The sequence below is a fragment of the Amnibacterium flavum genome, assembly GCF_003097495.1.
Taxonomy (GTDB): domain Bacteria; phylum Actinomycetota; class Actinomycetes; order Actinomycetales; family Microbacteriaceae; genus Naasia; species Naasia flava.
Genome location: NZ_QEOP01000001.1, coordinates 829,513 through 852,325 on the forward strand (window position 1 = coordinate 829,513; position 22,813 = coordinate 852,325).

Here is a 22,813-nt window from a genome sequence, read left to right on the forward strand (position 1 = left end):
GGGTAGATTCCGCCCGCAGTGAGGAGGCCTCCGTGCCCGCGCTTCAGATCGACCCGCCCGCACGGCTGCTCATGGGCCCCGGCCCCATCAACGCCGACCCCCGCGTGCTGCGCGCGATGTCAGCCCAGCTGGTCGGCCAGTACGACCCGTCGATGACCGCCTACATGGCCGAGACGCAGGAGCTCTACCGCGGCGTGTTCCGCACTCGGAACGACGCCACCCTTCTGGTCGATGGCACCAGCCGAGCCGGCATCGAGGCGGCACTCGTCTCGCTCATCACCCCCGGCGATCGAGTCCTCGTCCCCGTCTTCGGGCGCTTCGGGCACCTCCTGGTCGAGATCGCGGAGCGCTGCGGAGCCGAGGTCCACACCATCGAAACCGACTGGGGCACCGTCTTCCGGCCCGAGCAGATCGAGGAGGCCATCGTCCGGGTGCAGCCGAAGCTGCTCGCGGTCGTCCACGGCGACACCTCGACGACGGTCGCGCAGCCGCTCGACGAACTCGGCGCGATCTGCCGGGCCAACGGGGTCCTCTTCTACACCGACGTCACCGCCACGATCGGAGGCAACGAGTTCGAGGCCGACGAGTGGGGCCTCGACGCTGTGACCGGCGGACTGCAGAAATGCCTCGGCGGCCCGTCGGGCAGCGCGCCGATCACTCTCTCGGCGAAGGCGGTCGAGGTGATCAGCGCCCGCAAGAGCATCGAGGCAGGCATCCGCGAGCCGGGGGAGACCAGTCGTCCCGACCGGATCCGCAGCAACTACTTCGATCTCGCCCAGATCCTCGACTACTGGGGTCCGCGCCGCCTCAACCACCACACCGAGGCGACGACGATGCTCTACGGCTCGCGCGAGTGCGCCCGCATCCTCCTGGAGGAGGGCGTCGACGCGGCCGTCGCCCGTCATCGCCTGCACGGCACGGCGATGCTCGAGGGGCTCCGTGCGCTCGGCCTCAGCATCTTCGGCGATCAGGAGCATCGCATGACGAACGTCGTCGGCGTCGCAATCCCCGACGGGGTCAACGGCGACGCGGTCCGCGGCGAGCTGCTGAGCGACTACGGTATCGAGATCGGCACCTCGTTCGGCCCCCTCCACGGCAAGATCTGGCGGGTGGGCACCATGGGATACAACGCTCGCAAGGATGCCGTGCTCGTCACCCTCGCCTCTCTCGAGCAGGTCCTCCGCCGCGCGGGCGCACCGGTCACCGGGGGTGCCGGGGCCGCGGCCGCCTACGACGTCTACGACTCCGAGTCGGCTGTATGACCGGTCACACCGCGCACCCCCGCGTCCCCGCCGGCGCTGAGCGAGCGCTCGCGCACTGCCACGAACTGGCCCGGATCAGCTCTCTCGAGGGCGGGATCGAGCGCGTCCACTTCACGCCAGAGCACAAGGTCGCCAACGCTCTCGCGGCGGCATGGATGCAGGAGGTCGGCCTCGAGACCTGGCAGGACGAGGCGGGCAACCAGTGCGGCCGCATGGAGGGGCGCGAGCCGGGCCTGCCGGCACTCGTCCTCGGCAGCCACCTCGACACCGTCACCGACGCGGGTGAGTACGACGGGATGCTCGGCGTCATGCTCGCGATCGAGGTCGCCGACAGGCTCAGGGCGCGCGCATCCGAACTGCCGTTCGCGCTCGAACTCGTCGCGTTCAGCGACGAGGAGGGCACCCGCTTCGGCAACGCGCTCACCGGAAGCCGCGCGTTCGCGGGCAGCTGGGACGACGCGTGGCTCGACATCGAGGACCGCAAAGGCGTCACCCTGCGACAGGCGGCCCGCACCTTCGGGATCGACCCCGACGAGATCGGTTCCGCGGCGCGTTCGCCGGAGGACCTCGTCGGCTACCTCGAGGTCCACATCGAACAGGGCCCTTACCTGCTCGACGCCGGTCGCGCGCTGGGCGTCGTCTCGGCGATCGCGGGCGCCCGCCGTTTCGCGCTGACCGTGACCGGTCGGGCGGGGCACGCCGGCGGAACCCCGTACGCACGTCGCCGTGACGCTCTCGTCGGGGCGAGCGAGATCATCGTCGAGATCGAGCGCATCGCCAAGCGCACCGGCACGGTCGCGACAGTCGGACGCGTCCGCGCGTTCCCGGGTGGGGTGAACGTCGTCCCGGGTGTCGCCCGCTTCTCGCTGGACCTCCGCGCCGAGTCCGACGCCGACCGGGATGCCGCGTTCGACGAGATCGAGGAGTTCGCTCGCTCGGTCGTGGCGGAACGCGGGCTGCAGTGGGCGGTCGACGAGTTCTATCGGGCCGACGCCGTCACCTGCGACCCGGTTCTCCGGGCTGCGGTGGAGCAGGGGGTTCGCTCGACAGGCGATGACGACCCGATGGTGTTGTGGAGTCGCGCCGGTCATGACGGCATGGCCGTCGAAGCGGTGACGGGTGTCGCGATGCTGTTCCTCCGCTGCGGCAATGACGGCATCAGCCACCATCCCGACGAGATCGTCGAACAGGGCGATGTCGCCCTCGCGCTCGAGGCGTTGGAGGGCGCGGTCCTCGCGCTCGCCGAACAGCATCGGAACCGCTGACGCCCATGGGTTCCGTCCGCGAGCTGCGGAGATCGCTGCTCGAAGACCATGCGCGGCGACGCGACGGATACGGTGCGCCCGGGGGCGACCTGATCGGTCACCTACGATCCGACACCTGCGGGGACGAGGTCACCGTGCGGGTCGCCGTGTCCGATGACGCGATCTCCGCACTCGGCTGGGAGGGGATCGGCTGCCAGATCTGCACGGCCTCCGCCGCCATACTCAGTGGATTCGCGCCGGGGCTGCGGGTCGCAGACCTCCCCGCCGCCGTCGCGGTGATCGAGCGGGTGCTGGCATCGGACGGCGAGGCCGACCTGACGGATGAGATCGCGGAGCTCGGTTTCCTCGGCGGCGACGCCGAGGATCTCGAGTCGTTGGCGGGAATCGCCCGCTACCCCCTGCGGGCGAAATGCGCCCTCCTCCCGTGGCGCGCACTCACGGTCGCGGTCGAGGCTTCGTAGCCACGGGGCCCGGCACGGAGGTCGAGCGGCGCGCAGCGCGTAACGAGACCATGTCCGGTATCAGCGCGTGTCCGTGTCCTGACCGTCGAACAGGTCGCCGCACTCCACGGTCTCCGCACCGTGAGCTCGCAGGTACCGGCCCGCCCCCGTGTCGCCGCCCAGCGAAGCGATCAGTGCCGGCCAGTGCTCGCGGCCGATGAGCACCGGATGCCCGGGACGCCCGTCGTAGACCGCTCGTCGCAGCACCGAAGCGCCATGAGCCGAGCCGACCACGCGTCGGACGGCCTCGACGGGGAGCAGAGGCAGATCGACCGTCGTGATGACGACCGCACGCGTCCGGTCATCGAGCCGCTGGATCCCGGCCCGCAACGAATCGCTGAGACCCGTCGACTCCACGGGTGCATCGACCACCCGGACCCCGGCGGGCGCGAGAGCACGCGCCTCCGACAGGCCCGCGGGAATGACCGCGATGACGTCGTCGACCACCTCGGCGAGAGTCCCGCACACCCGGGTCAGCCACGGCAGCCCGTCGTCCGAGACCGCGAGCGCCTTGGGTCCGCCGAACCGCTCGCCGCGACCGCCTGCGAGCACGAGTCCGCTGAGGTGCCCCATGGCTACAGTTAATCCCATGCCCGACCTGAGCGATGCCGAACTCCGCGACCGACTGACGGCCGCCCTCGGCATCGTGCGCTGGGTCGATGCGGTGGCTGCGCACGCGCCCTATGCCTCTGTCGAGCAGTTGCAGAGGATCGGTCGCGACGAAGCCACGCCCCTCAGCGCCGCAGAACTCGACGAGGCGGTATCGCACCACCCGCGCATCGGCGAGAAGGCCCAGCAGACCGGAACCTCCGCCACCCTCTCCGCCGGTGAGCAGGGCGGCCTCGGCGACGCCGACGCGCGGATCGACGCGGACATCGCCGCCGGCAATGCCGCGTACGAAGAGCGGTTCGGACGTGTGTTCCTCATCCGGGCCGCAGGACGGTCGCGCGCGGAGGTGCTCGCCGAACTCACTCGGAGGCTCGAATCGAGCCCCCAAGCGGAATCGGACGAGGCCGCGGAACAGCTGCGTCAGATCATGGAACTGCGACTCGCGACCCTGTTCGCCGATGGAAAGGGCATCTCATGAGCCAGGTCACCACCCACGTCCTCGACTCCGCGCTCGGCATTCCCGCCGAAGGAGTCGGTGTCCTGCTCGAGACGGTGCTGCCCGACGGGTGGAGCCCCATCGGCGAAGGCGAGACCGATGCCGACGGACGCATCGGCGAGCTCGGGCCCAGCAGCCTTCCCGAGGGCTGGTACCGCTTGACCTTCGCGACGGACGGCTACTTCACGCGGTCAGGACGCGAGACGTTCTATCCCGAGGTGTCCATCACCTTCGCGGTGACGACTTCCGATCACTACCACGTGCCGCTTCTGCTGAGCCCGTTCGGCTACACCACCTACCGAGGCAGCTGAACGCTCGAGCGAGAGCACTCAGTAGTCGGTGCGAGCCTCGTGCTTGAGCCAGGCGTCGAACGGTGCGGCTGCGTTGGCCGGGCGGACCTCATCGATCGGCACGTGCCATTCGGAGCGGGGCTTCTCGAACAGGTCGTAGAACGCGCTGTCGTCGAAACCGCCGCGGGCTGCGTCGTCCCGGTCGGCCGCGAACACGACCCGGTCGACCCGAGCCCACAGCGAGGCGGAAAGACAGAGCGGGCACGGCTCGCACGAGGTGTAGAGAACGGCGCCCGCGAGGGAGAAGCTCCCCGCGGCCTGGCATGCGGCCCGGATCGCCTGCACCTCGGCGTGCGCGGTGGGGTCCAGGTCGCGCGTGACGCGGTTCTTGCCCTCGGCGAGCAGGACCCCGTCGCGCACGATGACGGCGCCGAACGGGCCACCGCCCTCCGACACGTTCTCGACCGCGAGCTGCACGGCTCGTTCGAGCCAGACGGCGTCGGCCGTGCTGTCGGCCTCGATGCTGTCGGCCATCAGGCGAGTCCCGCCGAGATGCGCCAGGCGTCGCCGGCCGGCGGAGCGTCGTCGCGCTCGACCGTGGTCTGGATGAGCCCGTAGGGGCGGTCGTCGGCGTGGAAGACCTCGCCGTTGTTCTCGACGTCGAAGTGGCTGAAGTCGACGAGGAAGTGATGCTTGTTGGGTGCGGACAGTCGGATCTCGGCGATCTGCGGGTAGAGCTCGAGCGCGGCCCGGCCCATCTCCCACAGCGTCTGCTGCAGCGCGAGCGAATGCAGGTTGGCAAAGCGCTCGACCATCGCCGACTTCACGCCCGCGTACATCCCGTTCCAGTCGATGCCGTCGAGATCGCCGCTGACCCGCCACTGCGCGACAAGCGAGGTCGCCATGACCCGATCGGTCGTCGGCTGCAGGGTGGTGTACTCGTCGATGAGGAAGTCCTTGAACTCGGATCCCGTCGACTTGAGGATGACGAAGTCCTTCAGGCCCTGCACGACGTGGCTCTCACCGCTCTTCTCGACGGTGATCGCAGCGGTCCTGATCTCCTCGCCGGAGCGGATCCAGGTGTGGTCGTGCTCGGTGCCGTCGATGGCGACGCGCTTCCAGCCGAAGCGCTCGATCTCGATGCGGGCGGCCACGATCGGCTCGACCTCGACGAAGTGCCGGGCGAGGCTCAGGCCGTACTCCTCGATGGGGTCGGGGTCGTGGGTCTTCGACCAGACGTACGCCGTGTTCTTCTGAGTGTCCGTCGGCAGAACGCGGCGCTGGTCGCCCGACACGAACGCCTCGGAGAAGTCGCCGCGCATCGCGGTGGTCACGTTGAGGTCGACGATCTCGTGGCGAGGGGTGTCGCGCGTGATGCGCACGAGGTGCGTCTCCGCCTTGCCGTACTGGTTGGGTCCGAGAACGATGGCCATGCCTGGGATGATCGCAGACCCGTGTGTCGGCGGTGTTTCGAGGACGGCACCATCCAGTAGGAGTCAGAGCCCTGTTGGATACAGTGATTCTGTGACGTCAGCCGATTCTCCCGCCGCGCACGGGACCGTCGGTGCTCTCTTCGCCCGGCGTCCTTGGCGATGGGGCCTGAGGGGCGATGTCTACCTCTGGCAGGAGATGGAGCAGAACCTCGCCGACGTGTCGCTGCCGTCCAGCCTCTGGGATCTCCGCAATCTGCTCGAGTCGTCGTGGAGGGAGGCTGTGGGCGTCCCGCTCAGCGATTCCGCGGAGCCGATCTACATTCAGCGTTTCGACCCCGGCTCCGGAATGTCGGCGGGCGCGGTGCTCCCCGCCTGGTGGAACGCGACCGGCTTGCCGATCCTGCTCGACCGCTTCGACGCTTCGAACCCGGCGGGCTGAGCCGCTCCACTGCATTCCGCTTCTGATCAGCGGGTGCTGACATGATGACCCGGTGTCGCCGACCCCTGTACCCGCGCAGGTCGATCCCCGCACCCTCCACTTCGGCGTCTTCTACCGTGTGCGGGAGCCGGTGACCGATGCGCCCGTTCTGCTCGTGCACGGCAACTGTCAGGCCGAGTCGGTGCGGATCCTCCTCGATGCGGGCGATGTCGAAGCGGTCCGGATGCCGCCCGTGCACGAACTCACCTCGGACGACATTCCGCACCTCGCGCACTGGGTGGCTCGGGCCGACTACCTGGTGAGCCAGCCGGTCGCCGACGACTACCACGGGCTCCCGGTGGGAACGCGTCAGCTGGTCGCCGGCCTGCGCGCGGGCGCCCGGGTCGCCCGGTTCCCGGTCATCCGGTTCGCCGGCCTGTACCCCACGCAGGCGATCATCAGGCCGCCCGCCGATCCGGGCACGGCGCCCCCTGTCGTTCCGTACCACGACCTCATCACCCTCGCCCGGGCCGCCGGACTCGACGTCGCCCGGGATCACACGCCGACCCCGGCAATGGTGCGGACGATCGCGGAGGAGTCGATCGCGCAGCTCACGCGTCGCGAGGAGGCGCATTCCACGGTGCTGGTCTCCGACCTCTTCACGTCTCCCCGCTTCGCGCTCATGCGGACCATCAACCACCCGGGCAACGCCCTGCTGGCACCGATCGCCGAGCGGGTGCGGGACTCCCTCGGCATCCCGGCCGCCGCTGTCGACCCCGGGCGGCAGCTGCTCTCGGGTGTGCAGGCTCCGCGGATTCCGGCCGTCATCGAGGCGTTCGGACTCGACGAGCCGGCCGAGCCCGACTGGATCGTCGACGGCACGCATGTCCCACCTGAGGTGGTGGAGGCCGCCCAGCTCGACTGGTACCGCTCGCGCCCCGACGTCGTCGAAGCCGGCCTCACCCGCCACGCGGGTGCCCTGCGCGCCCTGGGGCTGCTGTGAAGCCCCCGCTCCACGTCACGATCGGCGCCGACACCCACGGTGTGACGCGCTACGCCCTGGCCGTCGCCGCGGGGGTCGGCGCGCCCGTGGTACGGCTGACCGACATCGCCGAACTGCACGGAGCCGCGGGCGTGACAGGCGATCCCATCCACCTGCACTTCACCGACCGTCTCTTCGGCGCCAGCCCCGAGGATGCTGCGGCGACCGTGGTGGCGCTCGCCGCATCCCGTCCGACCACGGTCACGTTGCACGATCTTCCCCAGCCCTCGGACGGGCCGCGCAACGAACCGCGCAGGTCCGCCGCCTACCGGGCCGTGGCGCAAGCGGCACGCGGCGTCGTCGTGAGCAGTCGGCACGAGGCCGCACTGCTCGAGTCCATCGGGGTTACGGGTGCCCAGGTGATCGAGCTCCCCGTCGAAAGACCCGCATCCGGTACGCCGACGATCGGTCCGCGCCCCGCCGCAGTCGGAGTCCTGGGCTTCATCTACCCGGGCAAGGGCCACCGGGAGGTGATCGAGGCGGTGGCAGGTCTCGACGTGGTGTCGAGTGTGACCGCTCTCGGCGCTGCATCTCCCGGCCACGACCGGGATGTCGACGCTCTGCGCCGCCTCGCCGACGCGAACGGTGTCGAGTTCGAGGTCACCGGGTACCTCGACGACGACGAGCTGATGTCGCGGGCGAGCTCGGTCGCCGTCCCCGTCGCCGCGCATCGGCACGTGTCGGCGTCCGGATCGATGGTGTCCTGGCTCGAAGCCGGACGGCGCCCGATCGTCCTCGCGGGCCGCTACACCCGGGAGATGGCGCAACTCCGGCCCGGCACGCTGTCGCTCGTGGACCCCGACGGACTCGCCCGCGCGATCGGAGCAGCCGTCGAGGACCCGTCGCTGACCCGCCTCGCGGCGGGCATCGACCTGCGCCCGCACCTTCCGGACACCGCGGAGCGCTACCTCCGCTGGTGGCACGACGCGGTTCACGCATGACCGCTCGCCGCGCCGTTCCGGGCAACCGGTGGGATCTGCTCGACGGGATCGATCCTGTCGAGGCGCCGAAGGTCTCGGTCGTCGTCGTGCATTTCGAGCAGCACGACCAGCTCCGCCGGACCCTTGCGGCTCTCGCGCGACAGACTCTCGTCCCGCACCAGGTGATCGTCGTCGACGACGGGTCAGCCGAGCCTCCCGTCGTTCCCTCCGGCGTCGAGCTGATCGTTCAGGAGGACCTCGGCTTCCGACTCGCCGCGGCCCGCAACGCAGGCGTGCGCGCGGCGACGGGGGAGGTCGTGGTCTTCCTCGACGCCGACACCGCCCCCGAGCCCGCCTACCTGGAACGGATGTCGCGGCTTCCCGCGCTCACCGGCGACACGGTCGCGGTCGGCCGTCGACGCCATGCCGATCTCAGCGGCCTCGGCCCCGACGAACCCATCGAGCTCGCCGAGCGCGCGGAACTCGACGAGCCCGAGTGGCTGCGCTCCGCGTACCGCCGGTCGCGGAACCTGCTCGACGCGGACGACCGGTCCTACCGATATCTGATCGGCGCGGTGCTCGCCTGCTCCCGTGACTTCGTCGACGAGGTCGGAGGGTTCGACGAGAGTCTGATCGGCTACGGCGGCGAGGACTGGGATTGGGCCTACCGCGCCTGGCTGGCCGGAGCCGTGTTCGCGCACGTGCCCGACGCCGTCGCCTGGCACGACGGACCCGACTTCGCAGGGCGCGAGAGCAGCGATGCCGGCGATCAGAAGACTCGCGAGACCCTCCGACTGGCCGAACGGATCCCGGTGCCGGGGTCTCGTGCCCGCGGACTGCGCTCGGTAGCAGCGGATATCGTGGCCGTCGTCGGCTCGGGCATGTCGCGTGCTCAGGCGGCGATCACCGCGGACTCGCTGCTCGCCGCGGTTCCCGGACTCGACGTGGTCGTCAATTCGGAGTTCGCGGAGATCGCGGCCCTCGATTCCCGCATCCGCGCCGCCGACGACCTCGCTGACGCTATCCGGGAGGGGTGGCTGCCCCTCGCCGCACCCCTCGACCGAGTTCGCAAGATCATCGTGGTCGAGGCCCCGCTGCTGATCACCGACGACCGCGCGCTGCGTGAGATCCTCGCGCCGGAGCGCCCGTCGCCCCCGCGCGAGGTGCGGGTGAGCGGCGCCGGGGGCGCCGCCGCGCTGAGGGTCCTCGACGTCCGCTCGCTCCGACGCCAGCTGCGCTGGCATCGGAACGACCTGTCCGAGGTCGAGGCCGTGACCGTTCCGTGGATCGTGTCGGCGGGCGACAACCTGGAGGCGCACCTCGGCGGCTGGGCGACCTAGTCGGAAGGGTGAGCGGCTCGCCATTCCCGGTCGAGGATCGCGTAGACGGCCGTGTCCGACCATTCCCCGTCGGCGAAGAAGTCCTCGACGAAGTCGGCTTCGCGTCTCATCCCGAGTCGCTCGAGCACCCGAGCCGAGGCGGTGTTGCGCGGATCGAGCCGGCCGATCACCCGGTGGAGCCCGAGGGAGTCGAAGGCGACTGCCAGCATCGCGACGGCCGCCTCCGTCGCGTAGCCGCGCCCTGTCGCCTCGGGGGAGAGCACGTAGCCGATCTCGCCCTGCCGTTCGGCTCCGGCCGACCAGAACAGGACGACGTCGCCGACCAGTCGCCCACTGGAGGTTTCGACGATCGCGAGCGTGCGGGCGTCGCCGGGGGCGGCGAGCACCGTCGTCGACCACTGCTCGGTGATGCGCCGGTCGACCTCGGCCGCGTCCATCGGCGGGAAGGGCAGATAGCGGCACACTTCGGGCAGCGAACGGTAAGCCAGGAGCGCGGCACGGTCGGTGGTCTCGACCGGCCTCAGCGTGAGCCGTTCGGTGACTACGGTGACCGGATCGCTCACGGCCGGGTGAGCAGACGTCCGCGCCGGTCGGGGGACTCGATGTCGACGCGCACCCCGCCGAGGATGGTCTCGCGGACGACGCCGCTGAGGTTCTCGCCGTCGTAGGCGCTGACCTTGTTCTTGTGCTGCAATGCGGCCGCGTCGACGGTGAGACCGGCGTCGGGTGCGAAGACGACGAGGTCGGCCCGGGTGCCCTCGCGGATCGCTCCGCGGTCGCTGAACCCGGCGAACCGGGCGGTCGCGCCCGCCATCCACTCGACGACCTCCGCGAGCGGAACTCCTCGCGATCGTGCGGCGGTCCACATTGCCGCGAGTCCGAGCTGCAGGCCGGCGATGCCGCCCCAGGCGACCTGGAAGTCGCCGTCGCCCGCGAACTTCATCTCCACGGTGCTGGGGGAGTGGTCGGAGACGACGATGTCGAGGGTCCCGTCGCGGAGACCGGCCCAGAGCGCGTCCTGGTTGCGGCGATCGCGGATGGGCGGGCAGCACTTGAACTGCGTCGCCCCGTCGGGGATCTGCTCGGCGTCGATGGTCAGATAGTGGGGGCAGGTCTCCGCCGTGATCCGGAGCCCTTCGGCCTTGGCCGCGGCGATGAGCGGGAGCGCCGCCGCGGAGGCCAAGTGCAGGATGTGGGCGCGCGCGCCCGTCTCGCGGACCCCGTCGATCACGGCCGCAATGGCCTCGAGTTCGGCCTCGGGGGGTCGCGAGCGGACGAAGCGTGCATAGCTCGGCCCGCCGTCGCCCTCGGACGCCTCGAGCACACCCGGGTCCTCGGCGTGGACGATCAGGAGGCCGTCGAACGAGGCGATCTCGTCGAGCGCCGCCCGCAGCTGAGCCCGGTCGAGGTGGGGGAACTCGTCGACCCCGCTGGGCGCGAGGAAGGCCTTGAAGCCGAAGACGCCCGCATCCTGCAGCTCTCGCAGCGAGCCGAGCGACGACGGGACCGCGCCACCCCAGAACCCCACGTCGACGGCGACGGATCCGCGCGCCGCCGCCTGTTTGATCCGCAGCGACGGCACATCGATGGTCGGCGGGATCGAGTTGAGCGGCATGTCGATGACCGTCGTCACGCCTCCGGCGGCTGCGGCACGGGTGGCGGAGTCGAAGCCCTCCCATTCGGTGCGGCCGGGCTCGTTGATGTGCACGTGGGTGTCGACGAGACCGGGGATGAGCACCTCGTCGTCGTCGACCTCGATGAGGGACGCGCTCTCGAGACCGGCTCCCGCGGCGGCGACACGGGTGATGACGCCGTCGGTGATGCCGATCTCCGCGGCCACGAACTCGCCGTCGACGAGCACTCGTCGTCCGGTGACGACGACATCGAACGCCTCGACCATGGTGCAGTCCTCTCCTCGCCCTGGAACCTCGCCGTAACACGGGGCATCTACAGTGTGTGCGACGCAGTGTTCACTACTGAGTGAACCAGTGGAATGGGTCGAGCGTGTTACGCAGCTCCCCGTCGTCGACCGAAGAGGAGGCCGTGATGTTCGAGATCGCCGACCGTCTCCTCGCCGCACTCGATACCGGCGCGGACACCGCGATCGCCACCGTGACGCGTGTGCTCGGCAGCGCGCCGCGCACCGTCGGCACCTCCATGGCTCTCGCCGACGGGCGCGTGCTCGGCAGCATCTCCGGCGGATGCGTGGAGGGTGCCGCGGTCGAGGCCTGCGAGCGGGTGCTCGGCTCGGGGCGCGCCGAGACCTCGCGCTTCGGCTTCTCCGACGACGACGCGTTCGCGGTCGGGCTCTCCTGCGGTGGGGAGCTCGACATCGTCGTCTCCCGACTGGATTCGCCCGCGGTCCGGGCCGAACTCGAGGCAGCGAGCGCCGGGCGTCCCGCCGGTCTCGCAACCGTCGTCGGCGGGCCTGCCGCACTCCTGGGTGCGACGGTCGCCGCGGGTGAGGGCAGAGGCCTCGGCGGAGATCTCGACGAGGCCGCGCTGCGGGACGCCGGCGTCGACGACGTCTCACTCGACCGCATCCGCGCTGAGGTCGAGGCCTGGTTCGCCGCGGGTCGAACCGGCGAGCTGATCGTCGAGTGCGAATCCCGACTCTCGCTGCTCGTGGAGACGCAGCGTCCGGCACCGCTGCTCGTCCTCGTCGGCGCCGTCGAGTTCGCTTCGGCGCTCGCCGCAGCGGCCCGTCCTCTCGGTTACCGGGTCGTCGTCTGCGATGCCAGGCCCGCCTTCGCCACCTCCGCGCGCTTCCCGGCGGCCCACGAGGTGGTGGTCGAGTGGCCGCACCTCTATCTCGCGGCCTGCGACATCGATGAGCGCACCGTCGTCTGCGTGCTCAGCCATGACGATCGGTTCGACATTCCCGTCCTGCGCGAGGCTCTCGAGTCCTCCGCCGGGTACGTCGGCGCGATGGGTTCGCGCCGCACCCACGAGCGCCGTGTCGCCGCCCTTCGCGAGGCGGGTGCGACCGCCGAGGCGATCGAACGCCTGCATTCGCCGATCGGGCTCGACCTCGGTGCCAGCACACCCGAGGAGACGGCGATCTCGATCCTCGCCGAGGTGCTCGCCACCCGCACGGGCACGACAGGGCGTTCGCTGCGCGAGATCGACGGACCCATCCATTCCCGCCGCGAGGAGCCCGCACGGTGACGACCACCATCATCGAGGGCGCCTACATCGCCACCGTCGACGCATCCGGTGCCGAGTACGACGGCGGTCACGTGGTCATCGTCGACGGACGGATCTCCGCCGTCGGCGCGGGACCGGCGGCCGAGGAGCTGCGTTCAGGCGCCCAGATCGTCGACGGCCGCGGCTGTCTGGTCACACCCGGTCTCGTCAACACCCACCATCACCTGTATCAGTGGCTGACCCGCGGCTGGGCGCAGGACGCGATCCTGTTCGACTGGCTGACCGCGCTGTACCCGACCTGGGCGCGCATCGACGCGGAGGTCGTGCAGGCGGGAGCCGCCGCCGCGATGGCCGTCCTCGCGCGGTCGGGCTGCACGCTGGTCGGCGACCACCACTACGTCTTCCCCCAGGGCGGCGGCGACATCCTCGGAGGCATCGTCGAGGCGGCCGGCGAGATCGGGGTACGCCTGCATGCGACCCGCGGATCGATGGATCTCGGTCGTTCGCAGGGCGGCCTGCCTCCCGACTTCGCGGTCGAGACGACCGACGCGATCCTCGCGGCGAGCGTCGACGCGGTCGCCCGGTTCCACGATCCGTCCGCCGATGCGCGCATCCAGGTGGCGCTCGCCCCGTGCTCGCCGTTCTCGGTGACCGCCGACCTGCTCCGCGAATCGGCGGTGCTCGCCCGCGAGCTCGGTGTCCGCCTGCACACTCACGGTGCCGAGACCGTCGAGGAGGAGGCGTTCTGCCGGGAGCGCTTCGGCATGGGCCCGACCGACTACCTCGAGGGGCTCGGCTGGCTCGGTGACGACGTGTGGATGGCGCACTGCGTGCACCTCGGGGAGACGGACATCGCGAAGTTCGCGGCGACCGGCACCGGGGTCGCGCACTGCCCGTCGTCGAACGCGCGGCTCGCCGCCGGCATCGCCCCCATCCCGCAGCTGCTGGCCGCCGGGGTGCCCGTCGGGCTCGGCGTCGATGGCGCAGCCTCGAACGAGTCGGGTCAGCTCGCGAGCGAGATCCGACAGGCCGTGCTCATGAACCGCCTGCGTTCCGGCGCCGATTCGATCAGCGGCCGCGATGCGCTGCGGGTCGCCACGATCGGTGGTGCCAGGGTGCTCGGTCGGGACCGCGATCTGGGGTCGCTCGAGGTCGGCAAGCTCGCCGATATCGCGGTCTGGCGCATCGACGGGGTCGAGCACGCCGGTATCGTCGATCCGGTTGCCGCGCTCACCCTCGCCGCTCCGCCTCCGTTAGCCCTGCTGCTGGTCGGCGGCGAGCCGATCGTGCGCGACGGCGACCTGACAACGACAGACACCATGGCGGTGGCGCGCCGAGGGGCGCGCGCCGCCGCGACACTCGCGGAGCGCCGATGACCGACCTGATCCCCGTCTACTTCGACTGCGACACGGGGATCGATGACACCCTCGCGCTCATCTATCTGCTGGGTCGCCCCAACGTCGAGGTCGTCGGAATCGGAACCGTCAGCGGAAACGTCGATGCCGCCACAGCAGCGCGCAACACCCTCGACCTGCTCGCGCTCGCCGGCAGGCAGGAGGTCCCGGTCGCAGTCGGCGCTCACGATTACCTCACCGAGGCGTACGCCGGCGGTGTCCCGCACATCCACGGCCGCAACGGGGTCGGCGATGTCGTCCTCGCACGCGGTGGCGAGCCCGTCGACGGCGACGCCGCCGATCTGCTCATCGCCCTGTCGAAACAGTACGAGGGCGCGCTGCAGATCATCGCCGTCGGACCGATGACGAACCTCGCCGTCGCGCTCGACCGCGACCCCGAGCTGGCGGGGCGCATCGCCCGCGTCACGATCATGGGCGGTGCCGCGCTCGCGCCGGGCAACCTGTCACCCGCCGCCGAGGCCAACATCGGGCACGACCCCGAGGCTTCCGCCGCCGTCTTCGACGCGGCCTGGCCCGTGACGATGGTTGGGCTCGACGTGACGATGCACCACCGTCTGACCGACGAGCAGCGCGAACAGCTCGCGGCGTCGGACGGCGAGCTGCAGCGCACGATCGCGGCGATCCTCGACACCTACTTCAACTTCTACGACGGGATCCTCGGGGTGCGCGAGTGCACCCTGCACGACCCGCTCGCCGTGGCGGTCGCGACGGGCGACGCGATCCCGTCGCTCGCGCCGGTGGTGAAGGTGCAGGTCGAGACGGGGTCGGGCCCGGCGCGCGGCGCCACGGTCGCGGATCTGCGAGGCATGTACCGCGGCCACCCTCCCGTCGACGGCGCGCGGCACACGGTCGTGCTCACCATCGACGACCAGTTCGGCCCGCAGCTCCTCGACTCGCTCCTCGCCTACCCCGCGCCCTGACGCGGCCCGCCGGGTGTCGGCCCGGCGCGGGCGTTCGACGGGTGACGCACGGTATGCCGCCGGTGCGGCGATGTGGTTCCGGGTTAGGTTCCTCCGTTGGAGTCGAGATAGGCAGGATGGATGATCGAGTGAAGAACCGTGGGCTGTTCGGTGTCGTCGTCGGGGTGGTGGTCGCACTGCTCGGAGCCGGCCCGGTGGCGGCGATGACGATCTACGTCGATCCGCCCTCGGGGTCTCGTCTCGCCCTCGACGCGGAGCCGTCGGACTCGATCGAGAACATCCGGGCGAAGATCCAGGACGACATCGGCGTTGTTCCGGAGGAGCAGGTTCTGTCCTTCCAGGGGCGCACGCTGGAGGACGGGCGCACCCTGTCCGACTACAACATCCAGCGGAACAGCGTTCTCCAGCGGGAGTTCGTTTCGGGAAGCGGGGTGATGCCCCTGTACGTGCAGATCCCGTCGGGTGCGATTCTGACCCTGAGTGTCGCCGCCTCGGACAGTGTCGAGACGGTCCGTGCCCTCATCCAGTCTCAGATCGGCGTCCCCGGCGAGGCTCAGACCCTGAACTTCGCCGGTGGCACTCTCGAAAACGGGTTCGCTCTCGCCGACTACAACGTGCAGGCGGGGGACACCGTCGTGCTGACCCTGCCGGCGCCCCAGTGGCCCGATGCGACCATCGGGGCAGGACGAGTGGGGGTGCCGTACCTCGCGACACTGTCCGTGACCGGATTCAGCCCCTCCTATTCGGTGATCGATGGCACGCTGCCGTCCGGACTGACGCTCGACCCGGCGACCGGAGCGATCAGCGGCACACCGACGATCCCCGCGAGCGTTCGGTTCACTGTGCAAGTAGTTACGTTGTCGGGAACACTGACTCGAACCCTGACGCTCGACGTCGCGGCGTCCTGCTCGGAAGCGGACAGCCCGGCTGCCGCGGACAGGCTCGCAGCGACCGGCGGGACAGCCGATCAGCTTCTTCCCCTCCTTGTGAGCCTGCTGCTCACCGGATCGGCCATGGTCACCGTCGACGCCGCGACCCGACACAGGGGTCGCCGCCGGGAGTCCTGAGAGGCGAACTGCCGGGCCTGCCGCGCAGCTGGGCCGCGAACATCGGCGCTAGTCCCGACTTCGTGTTCCACCTCGACAACGGGGAGAGGGCGGATCTACCTGCGGTGGGCACGGTGGGTCCAAGACTCGTTCAGCGCCGCTTGCCTGTGGTCTGACCACAGGCTACTCTGTGGTCAGACCACAGGAGGTGTCGATGGCGACCGAACGCGCTTGGGAGCTCGTGCTCGCGCGAATCGAGTCCGATCTCCTCAATGGAACGTTGAAGATCGGCGATCATCTGCCCCCTGAGCGCACCCTCGCGGCCGAGCTCGATGTCGGGCGGTCGTCGGTGCGCGAGGCGGTCCGCGTGCTCGAAGTGCTCGGGCTCGTACGAATCGGCACCGGATCGGGGCCGACAGCCGGCGCGGTCGTCGTCTCCCGCCCGGGTGGAGGCATGTCGGCTCTGATGCGACTGCAGGTTGCGGGCCGCGGCTTCGCGGTCGACGACGTGGTGCGCACCCGTGTGCTGCTCGAATCGTCCGTCGCGGCCGAGCTCGCGTCCGCCGTCCAGGACCTCACCGACGCCCACAGCCTGCTCGAAGTGATGGACCGCGCCTCGCCGCCCGAGGAGTTCCTCGCGCTCGACGCCCAGTTCCACTACCTCCTCGCTGAGATGTCGGGCAACACCGTCGTCGCGGCCGTGATGGCGGGCCTTCGCGGGTCGATCGAGGGCTATGTCGTCGACGGGGCGCGCGGCTTCGCTGACTGGCCCGCCGTCGCCTCACGACTGCAGGGAGAACACCGCGGCCTGCTCGCCGCCATCGAGGCGGGCGACGCCGCTGGAGCCTCCGCGCTCGTGGCCGAGCACATCCGCTCCTACTACCGCGACAGCAACCTTTCGGTCGGTTCACTCGACCAGTCGTCTGCGCGGAGTCGTGCCGACGTCAGCCGCTCGCACCCCAACCAGCACCAGCGATAAGAAGAGAACAGAAACCGTGGTCCAACGCCAGCTCCCCAAGCCGCTCGAGCTTCTCGAGCTCATGCAGTTCAAACGCCCCGACCTCAACGCCCGACGGCGACGCCTCAACTCCGCGCTGACGATCGAGGACCTCCGGCGGATCGCGAAGCGGCGCACCCCGAAGGCGGCTTTCGACTACACCGACGGGGCCGCGGAGGGGGAGCTGTCGATCTGCCGCGCTCGGACCGCCTTCCGGGACATCGAGTTCCACCCCCAAGTGCTCCGCGATGTGGAGCACGTGGACACGCATCGAGAGGTCCTCGGCGGACCGATGGCGCTCCCGTTCGCCATCGCCCCGACCGGGTTCACACGTCTCATGCAGACCGAGGGCGAGAGCGCCGGTGCGGGTGCGGCGGCTGCCGCGGGCATCCCCTTCACCCTCTCCACTCTCGGCACGACCTCCATCGAAGATGTCGCCGCTGCCAACCCCCATGGACGCAGCTGGTTCCAGCTGTACGTCATGAAGCAGCGCGACATCTCCTACGGTCTGGTCGAGCGAGCCGCGAAGGCCGGTTTCGACACCCTCTTCTTCACGGTCGACACCCCCGTCGCCGGAGCGCGTCTGCGCGACAAGCGCAACGGCTTCTCGATCCCGCCGCAGCTGACGCTCGGCACGATCATCAACGCGATCCCACGCCCCTGGTGGTGGTACGACTTCCTCACCACTCCCAAACTCGAGTTCGCATCGCTCTCCACGACCGGCGGAACCGTAGGGGAACTCCTCAACTCGGCGATGGATCCGACGATCAGCTTCGACGACCTCGACATCATCCGCGGCATGTGGCCGGGCAGGATCGTGATCAAGGGCGTGCAGACCATCGAGGACGCCAAAGCCTTCGCCGACCGAGGAGTCGACGGCATCGTGCTGTCCAACCACGGCGGCCGCCAGCTGGATCGCGCCCCAATCCCATTCCATCTCCTGCCCGACGTCGCCAGAGAAGTCGGCAAGGACCTCGAGGTCGGGATCGACACCGGCATCATGAACGGGGCCGACATCGTGGCATCGATCGCTCTCGGCGCCCGGTTCACTCTGATCGGCCGCGCCTACCTCTACGGCCTGATGGCAGGCGGGCGTCAGGGCGTCGACCGGGCCATCGAGATCCTCGCCACCGAGGTGACGCGGACGATGCGGCTTCTCGGCGCGCACACCCTCGACGAGCTCACTCCGCAGCACGTCACCCAACTCGAACGAATGGTGCCGAGGGCCCGTCAGTAGAGGGCCTCCGGGGGCGATCCGCTGTGTTCGCCTTGCTCGGGGGTCGACGGCACGCGCGCCGGGGTCACCCGACGAGATCTCCGATCGATCCATCGGGCAGGGCGACCCACCCTTCGCGACGGGCGACCGCCTCGAGTTCCGGGGGTGGTCCTTCGAAGAGCCCGAGAACTGCTGCCCGGGCAGCGAGAGCCGCGATCACCGCGTCGAACGCATCCGCCGACCTCACCATCAGCGGTGCGTGTCCCTCGACACGCAGCCACGGCGCCTCGTCGAGGAGTGCCGCGAGCAGACGCTCCCTCGCCGCCGGATCCGCTCGATAGCCGTCGGGGAGAAATCCCCAGAGCCGGATGGATGCTCCGGGGTACACCTCGGCCACCTTGCCCGTGCCGGAGCGGTCGACGTCGAACCCGCTCTCCCGCAGCCTCGCCAACAGGCCGGCGCATCGCATCGCCGTCAGGCCCAGTCGGTCCGTCGAGACGCTCAGCGGCCAGCGTCCGACGCGCGCCCTCACTCGACGATCGGTTTCACGGTAGGCGAGGGTGCGCCGCCACTCCATCCCGCCGTCGACGGCAGCGGGCTCGGGTGCGAGCGTGGCGTGGGCTGCGACGAATGCGACGAAATCGTCCGGCCAGCCGAAGGCGCAATCGATGCCCAGCTTCTCGACCGAGTGAGCGGTGGCGACGATCTGCGGGTCATGCACGTCCAGGTGCAGTTCCCGGACCGTCGCGTCTCGCTCTCTCCACTCGATGACCGCGAGCGCCGTCCCTCTGCTCTCAGCGGCGAGGTCCACTCCGGCCGTCAACATCCGGCCACCATAAGCGGGTTGCGCGATCGTGGCGAGCTCGGGAAGACGGGCGTCGGGCTGGGTCCGGTTCTGGTGAGGGCACGCCGACCGCGTCACGGGCTGTTGCATCCGCTTGCGCCGTAAAGCTAGGCTTGACGTATGCCAGATAGCTTGACGGAAGCGATGCGAGATCTCCGACGGCATTCCGACGCCTTGCTCGCTTCGCGCGTTCTCACCGACGATGACGACGACTTCGTCGGAGCGATCGGATACGCACTGCGGATCCAGGCGTCCGCCGACGAGGTCGTCCGAGCCGTCGTCCAGCAGGCGCGGGAGCGTGGCACGACGTGGCAGGCCATCGGTGAGGCCCTCGGCGTGACCCGTCAGGCAGCGTTCCAGCGCTATGGCAAACCGATCGACCCGCGAACAGGAGCAATCATGAATACAACACCTCTCGCCGGTGCGGCCGAACTCGCCCGCTCGGTCATCGAAGATCTCGCAGCAGGTCGGTGGGAGCTCGTGACAGAACGCTTCGACCCGACGATGCGCGCCGGTCTGTCCGAGGACGCGTTGGCCGCAGCGTGGGCCCAGATCGTCGGTACCTCGGGTGCGTTCGAGGCGCAGGGCGAGGCGGATGTCGCGCGTGCCGGCGATATCACCGTGACGAACACCCCCCTCTCGATGGAGGCGGGCGATTACATGGCGCGCATCGCGTTCCGTGACGACCACACGATCGCCGGGCTGCACATCCTGCTCCCGCAGGCCTCATGAGCGCCTCCACGTCGTCGGTGCCGCAGGTGTCCGACCGAGCGCCTCGGATCGGTCGACGCGACCTCCTGTCGATCGCCGCCTTCGTCGGCATCTCCTTCGCTCTCGCTTGGCTGGTCGCCCTGCCCCTGTGGCTGGGTGACGGGCTCGCCAGTCCGGTGTTCCCGGTCGTCGCCGTCGCCATGATGGCTACGCCCGCGGCTGCGGCCCTCATCGTGGTGTTCTTCATCGACAAGCCGAGGCGCAAGGCGCGCGCACTCGGTCTGTGGCCGCTGAAGCCGGTGCGCCGATTCATCGAATTTTCCGCGCTCGGCATCTTCGTCCCCATTGTTCTCGTACTCATCGCTCTACCTGTCGGGGCGGTGCTGGGCGTGTATCCGGCTGACTTCGCAGGCTTCTCGGGATTCGAGCAGCTGGTCACCGAGCAGGTGCGGGCCGCGGGAGTCGGAGCCCTGCCTCTGACCGTGGGTGCTCTCGTGGCGATCCAGCTGGTCACGCTCCCCGCGGCCGCTTTCATCAACCTCATCCCGGCGCTCGGCGAGGAACTCGGATGGCGGGGGTGGCTCCTGCCGAAGCTCATGCCGCTCGGGGCGGTACCCGCGATCGTGATCTCGGGTGTCATCTGGGGCCTCTGGCACTCGCCGCTCATCCTCCTCGGCTACAACTATCCCGACGCACCGGGCTGGCTCGGCGTCGCGGCGATGGTCGGGGTCTGCATCACCTTCGGCGGGTTCTTCGGGTGGCTGCGGCTCCGATCCGACTCCGTGTGGCCTGCCGCTCTCGCTCACGCCTCTTTCAACGGCGCAGCCGGCGCATACCTGCTGTTCTCGATGGCCGGGGAGCGGATCGACACCACGCAGGCGACGGTGCTGGGCTGGAGCGGATGGATCGTGCCGCTCGTCCTGGTGATCGTGCTCGTCGCCACCGGCCGGTTCCGTCGGCCGATCGTCGCGAGCGACGTTCCGACGACCGCGACCAGCCGAGCTCGCGCGGATTCTCGAGCGCCTCGACCTGCCCCTCCGTCGCGGCGGCTGAGTCGTCGGTTCCGACCTTCACGTCATCGGAGCGCGACAGAGCGGTGCTCGCAACCCAGACGATCGTCAGCAGATTGAACGCGCAACCGACCTCGTCGACACGTGTCGTCGCTACACTCGCCACGACACGTGTCCTATCACCGTGGCGGCGGCAGCTCATCGAGCGGCCCCGATCACCAGGCGGGGGCGACCCAGACCGGGGCGCTTTCTCCAGCGTCCCGCCGACCTGCGGAGGACGCAGTATGACCGCCGATCTCACGAAAACAAGCAGCGCCAGCTCTATCGTCGACAAGTCGGCAGCCGGGGTCGACGCCCGGCAGTACCACATCGGCGTCGCGCCCGGCGAAGTGTCGAGTGTCGCGCTGCTGCCGGGCGACCCGTTCCGGGTGCCGATGATCGCCGAGTTCCTCACCGACGTCGTCGAGGTCGCACACCAGCGCGAGCACCTCACGATGACAGGCACCTACAAGGGTCGCCGCATCACCGCGACGTCCACCGGGATGGGCTGCCCCTCGACCGCCATTGCGGTCGAGGAACTCGCGCGCGTCGGCGTGACCTCGTTCATCCGCGTCGGCAGCTCGGCGGGACTGCAGCCGGGGATCAAACCGGGAGACCTGCTCGTCAGCGAGGGAACTCTGCGCAACGACGGCACGACCGCCGCCTACGCCCACCATGGATTCCCCGCGGTGCCCGACCTCGAGATCGCGCTCACCCTGCGCCGGATCGCCGAGGAACGGACCGCCGGAACCGGCACCTCCGTCTTCTCGGGCATCAACGCCAGCGACGACGCCTTCTACGCCGAGACCCCGGCCTGGATCGCCGAACTGAACGCGCTCGGCATCCTCAACGTCGAGATGGAGAGCTCGGCTCTCTACGTCGTCGCCCGGCTCCGCGGCCTGCGGGCGGGGATGATCTGCGCCACCTCGAGCAACCTCGTCGACGGCGCGAGCCTCTACGACGGGACGAAGGACGCGCTGAAGGACGGGTGGATGCGCAGCATCGAGGTCGCGCTCGACACCGCGGTGGCACTCGAGCTCTAAGAGCCTCCGCGCCTCAGCTCCGCGGCGACCGGCCCGGCGATGCCGCGTCGCCGAAGCTCGCCCTTTCCTCATCGACCGCGGCGGACCAGCCCTGCGCGGCGCCCTCGGTGTCGAATCCTCCCCGCGCGAGCCGGAACCCGACGTCCGGATGCTGCGATCGCGGAGCGCCGCCGCGTCGAGTCGACGCGCGCACGTTCCGGGCATCGTCGGCGAACCCGCCTCCACGGAACACCCGATGGCCGTCGTCGCGGGCGGCATCGAGAAGATCCCAGCACCACTCCGACACGTTGCCGAGGGTGTCGAACAGGCCGTTCAGGTTGGGCAGCTTGCCGCCGACGTTCTGCGGCGCCGTCACTCCGTCGAGGCTCGTCCACGCCACCTCGGCGATCGGGCCGTACTGCGGGGTCTTCGAGCCGGCGCGGCAGGCGAACTCCCACTCGGCCTCGGTGGGCAGACGGTAGCCGTCGGCGTCGACATGCCAGGTGACGTCCTCGCCGTCGAACGTGTAGGCCGGGTCGAGACCCTCCCACTCGCTCGCCGCATTGCAGAAGCGGATGGCCTGCAGCCAGCTCACGTCGGCGGCAGGGCGTCGGGGATGCATCCCGCCGTCGCCGAGCAGCTCGCCGACCTGCTCCTGGGTCACCGGGAAGACGCCGATCTCGAACGGTTCGAGGTCGACGCTCCACCGGACCTTGCGGCGGGCGTCGTGCAGCTCGACCGAGCCGCCCGCGATCCGGGCCATCTCGATGTCATCCACCTCGGCAGTGTGTCACAGAGCGCACCGGGGGAGCGCTCGCGTGCCCGTAACACCCGCGACACAACCCTGGTGTTCACTGGGTCGACCGGGAGA

Annotated in this window: 25 protein-coding genes; 18 read left to right on the top strand and 7 right to left on the bottom strand. The window is 70.0% G+C overall.

Annotation, left to right across the window (positions count from 1 at the left end; genetic code table 11):
• The first annotated feature begins 71 nt into the window (after window positions 1-71).
• From DDQ50_RS03955 to DDQ50_RS03965, 3 genes are read left to right on the top strand one after another with little or no spacing between them, the layout of a single operon-like run.
• Window positions 72-1,262, top strand: coding sequence for a pyridoxal-phosphate-dependent aminotransferase family protein (locus DDQ50_RS03955; protein ID WP_116756082.1), 1,191 nt, complete (start codon window positions 72-74; stop codon window positions 1,260-1,262).
• Window positions 1,259-2,527 (top strand): allantoate amidohydrolase, encoded by a 1,269-nt coding sequence (locus tag DDQ50_RS03960; RefSeq protein ID WP_116755383.1) that lies wholly within the window; start codon window positions 1,259-1,261, stop codon window positions 2,525-2,527. Before DDQ50_RS03955 ends, DDQ50_RS03960 begins: the two co-directional genes overlap by 4 nt.
• A 5-nt stretch (window positions 2,528-2,532) precedes the next feature.
• Window positions 2,533-2,988: an iron-sulfur cluster assembly scaffold protein gene (locus DDQ50_RS03965; RefSeq protein ID WP_116755384.1), complete on the top strand. Its 456-nt coding sequence runs from the start codon at window positions 2,533-2,535 to the stop codon at window positions 2,986-2,988.
• Between the two features lie 60 nt (window positions 2,989-3,048).
• On the opposite strand, the gene DDQ50_RS03970 is transcribed toward DDQ50_RS03965, so the two are convergent.
• Window positions 3,049-3,600, bottom strand: a complete 552-nt coding sequence (locus DDQ50_RS03970) for a nucleotidyltransferase family protein (RefSeq protein WP_116755385.1) — start codon at window positions 3,598-3,600, stop codon at window positions 3,049-3,051.
• Between the two features lie 16 nt (window positions 3,601-3,616).
• Between DDQ50_RS03970 and uraD the strand changes: the two genes are divergently transcribed.
• A complete protein-coding gene (gene uraD / locus DDQ50_RS03975) occupies window positions 3,617-4,114 on the top strand; it encodes a 2-oxo-4-hydroxy-4-carboxy-5-ureidoimidazoline decarboxylase (protein ID WP_116755386.1) in 498 nt (165 codons plus the stop codon).
• Window positions 4,111-4,443 carry a hydroxyisourate hydrolase gene (uraH, locus tag DDQ50_RS03980; protein WP_116755387.1) on the top strand — a complete coding sequence of 111 codons (333 nt, stop codon included), beginning with the start codon at window positions 4,111-4,113 and terminating at the stop codon, window positions 4,441-4,443. The genes uraD and uraH overlap by 4 nt, the downstream gene beginning before the upstream one ends.
• Before the next feature lie 18 nt (window positions 4,444-4,461).
• On the opposite strand, the gene DDQ50_RS03985 is transcribed toward uraH, so the two are convergent.
• The gene (locus tag DDQ50_RS03985) at window positions 4,462-4,956 is read right to left on the bottom strand and encodes a nucleoside deaminase (protein WP_116755388.1); all 495 of its coding nucleotides are present in this window, start codon (window positions 4,954-4,956) and stop codon (window positions 4,462-4,464) included.
• Window positions 4,956-5,855 (bottom strand): factor-independent urate hydroxylase, encoded by a 900-nt coding sequence (gene pucL, locus DDQ50_RS03990; RefSeq protein WP_116755389.1) that lies wholly within the window; start codon window positions 5,853-5,855, stop codon window positions 4,956-4,958. The genes DDQ50_RS03985 and pucL overlap by 1 nt, the downstream gene beginning before the upstream one ends.
• Before the next feature lie 91 nt (window positions 5,856-5,946).
• Between pucL and DDQ50_RS03995 the strand changes: the two genes are divergently transcribed.
• The 4 genes from DDQ50_RS03995 to DDQ50_RS04010 are packed head-to-tail and all read left to right on the top strand — an operon-like array spanning window position 5,947 to window position 9,575.
• Window positions 5,947-6,294, top strand: coding sequence for a hypothetical protein (locus DDQ50_RS03995; protein ID WP_116755390.1), 348 nt, complete (start codon window positions 5,947-5,949; stop codon window positions 6,292-6,294).
• A gap of 52 nt (window positions 6,295-6,346) precedes the next feature.
• Complete coding sequence (locus DDQ50_RS04000; RefSeq protein WP_240614226.1) at window positions 6,347-7,276, top strand: WcbI family polysaccharide biosynthesis putative acetyltransferase; 930 nt, start codon at window positions 6,347-6,349, stop codon at window positions 7,274-7,276.
• On the top strand, window positions 7,273-8,256 hold the full coding sequence (locus DDQ50_RS04005; RefSeq protein ID WP_116755391.1) for a glycosyltransferase family protein: 984 nt from the start codon (window positions 7,273-7,275) through the stop codon (window positions 8,254-8,256). The genes DDQ50_RS04000 and DDQ50_RS04005 overlap by 4 nt, the downstream gene beginning before the upstream one ends.
• On the top strand, window positions 8,253-9,575 hold the full coding sequence (locus DDQ50_RS04010; protein ID WP_116755392.1) for a glycosyltransferase family 2 protein: 1,323 nt from the start codon (window positions 8,253-8,255) through the stop codon (window positions 9,573-9,575). Before DDQ50_RS04005 ends, DDQ50_RS04010 begins: the two co-directional genes overlap by 4 nt.
• Here the strand turns inward: DDQ50_RS04010 and DDQ50_RS04015 are convergent.
• Window positions 9,572-10,138 (bottom strand): GNAT family N-acetyltransferase, encoded by a 567-nt coding sequence (locus tag DDQ50_RS04015; RefSeq protein ID WP_116755393.1) that lies wholly within the window; start codon window positions 10,136-10,138, stop codon window positions 9,572-9,574. The genes DDQ50_RS04010 and DDQ50_RS04015 overlap by 4 nt on opposite strands.
• On the bottom strand, window positions 10,135-11,475 hold the full coding sequence (gene allB / locus DDQ50_RS04020) for an allantoinase AllB (protein ID WP_116755394.1): 1,341 nt from the start codon (window positions 11,473-11,475) through the stop codon (window positions 10,135-10,137). Before allB ends, DDQ50_RS04015 begins: the two co-directional genes overlap by 4 nt.
• 104 nt (window positions 11,476-11,579) lie before the next feature.
• Here allB and DDQ50_RS04025 point away from each other — a divergent pair, with 104 nt between their 5' ends.
• The 6 genes from DDQ50_RS04025 (at window position 11,580) to DDQ50_RS04055 (ending at window position 18,337) form a co-directional block, all read left to right on the top strand.
• Window positions 11,580-12,743, top strand: coding sequence for an XdhC family protein (locus DDQ50_RS04025; protein WP_240614227.1), 1,164 nt, complete (start codon window positions 11,580-11,582; stop codon window positions 12,741-12,743).
• Entirely contained in the window at window positions 12,740-14,098 is a 1,359-nt protein-coding gene (locus DDQ50_RS04030) for an 8-oxoguanine deaminase (protein WP_116755396.1), read from the top strand. Before DDQ50_RS04025 ends, DDQ50_RS04030 begins: the two co-directional genes overlap by 4 nt.
• Entirely contained in the window at window positions 14,095-15,057 is a 963-nt protein-coding gene (locus tag DDQ50_RS04035; protein WP_116755397.1) for a nucleoside hydrolase, read from the top strand. Before DDQ50_RS04030 ends, DDQ50_RS04035 begins: the two co-directional genes overlap by 4 nt.
• A gap of 128 nt (window positions 15,058-15,185) precedes the next feature.
• Window positions 15,186-16,124 (top strand): ubiquitin-like protein, encoded by a 939-nt coding sequence (locus DDQ50_RS04040; protein ID WP_205663563.1) that lies wholly within the window; start codon window positions 15,186-15,188, stop codon window positions 16,122-16,124.
• 193 nt (window positions 16,125-16,317) lie between these two features.
• On the top strand, window positions 16,318-17,082 hold the full coding sequence (locus DDQ50_RS04050; RefSeq protein WP_165829681.1) for a FadR/GntR family transcriptional regulator: 765 nt from the start codon (window positions 16,318-16,320) through the stop codon (window positions 17,080-17,082).
• Between the two features lie 16 nt (window positions 17,083-17,098).
• Window positions 17,099-18,337 carry an alpha-hydroxy acid oxidase gene (locus tag DDQ50_RS04055; RefSeq protein WP_116755400.1) on the top strand — a complete coding sequence of 413 codons (1,239 nt, stop codon included), beginning with the start codon at window positions 17,099-17,101 and terminating at the stop codon, window positions 18,335-18,337.
• Window positions 18,338-18,401: 64 nt separating this feature from the next.
• Here DDQ50_RS04055 and DDQ50_RS04060 read toward each other — a convergent pair whose 3' ends face one another.
• A complete protein-coding gene (locus tag DDQ50_RS04060; RefSeq protein WP_116755401.1) occupies window positions 18,402-19,142 on the bottom strand; it encodes a DUF429 domain-containing protein in 741 nt (246 codons plus the stop codon).
• Window positions 19,143-19,280: 138 nt separating this feature from the next.
• Here DDQ50_RS04060 and DDQ50_RS04065 point away from each other — a divergent pair, with 138 nt between their 5' ends.
• From DDQ50_RS04065 to DDQ50_RS04075, 3 genes are all read left to right on the top strand, one after another.
• Entirely contained in the window at window positions 19,281-19,892 is a 612-nt protein-coding gene (locus DDQ50_RS04065) for a DUF3887 domain-containing protein (protein ID WP_116755402.1), read from the top strand.
• Window positions 19,889-21,001 carry a CPBP family intramembrane glutamic endopeptidase gene (locus DDQ50_RS04070; protein WP_205663564.1) on the top strand — a complete coding sequence of 371 codons (1,113 nt, stop codon included), beginning with the start codon at window positions 19,889-19,891 and terminating at the stop codon, window positions 20,999-21,001. The genes DDQ50_RS04065 and DDQ50_RS04070 overlap by 4 nt, the downstream gene beginning before the upstream one ends.
• A gap of 164 nt (window positions 21,002-21,165) precedes the next feature.
• Window positions 21,166-21,963 carry a nucleoside phosphorylase gene (locus DDQ50_RS04075; protein ID WP_165829682.1) on the top strand — a complete coding sequence of 266 codons (798 nt, stop codon included), beginning with the start codon at window positions 21,166-21,168 and terminating at the stop codon, window positions 21,961-21,963.
• Window positions 21,964-21,976: 13 nt separating this feature from the next.
• On the opposite strand, the gene DDQ50_RS04080 is transcribed toward DDQ50_RS04075, so the two are convergent.
• Window positions 21,977-22,720 carry a formylglycine-generating enzyme family protein gene (locus DDQ50_RS04080; RefSeq protein WP_205663565.1) on the bottom strand — a complete coding sequence of 248 codons (744 nt, stop codon included), beginning with the start codon at window positions 22,718-22,720 and terminating at the stop codon, window positions 21,977-21,979.
• Window positions 22,721-22,813 lie beyond the last annotated feature (93 nt).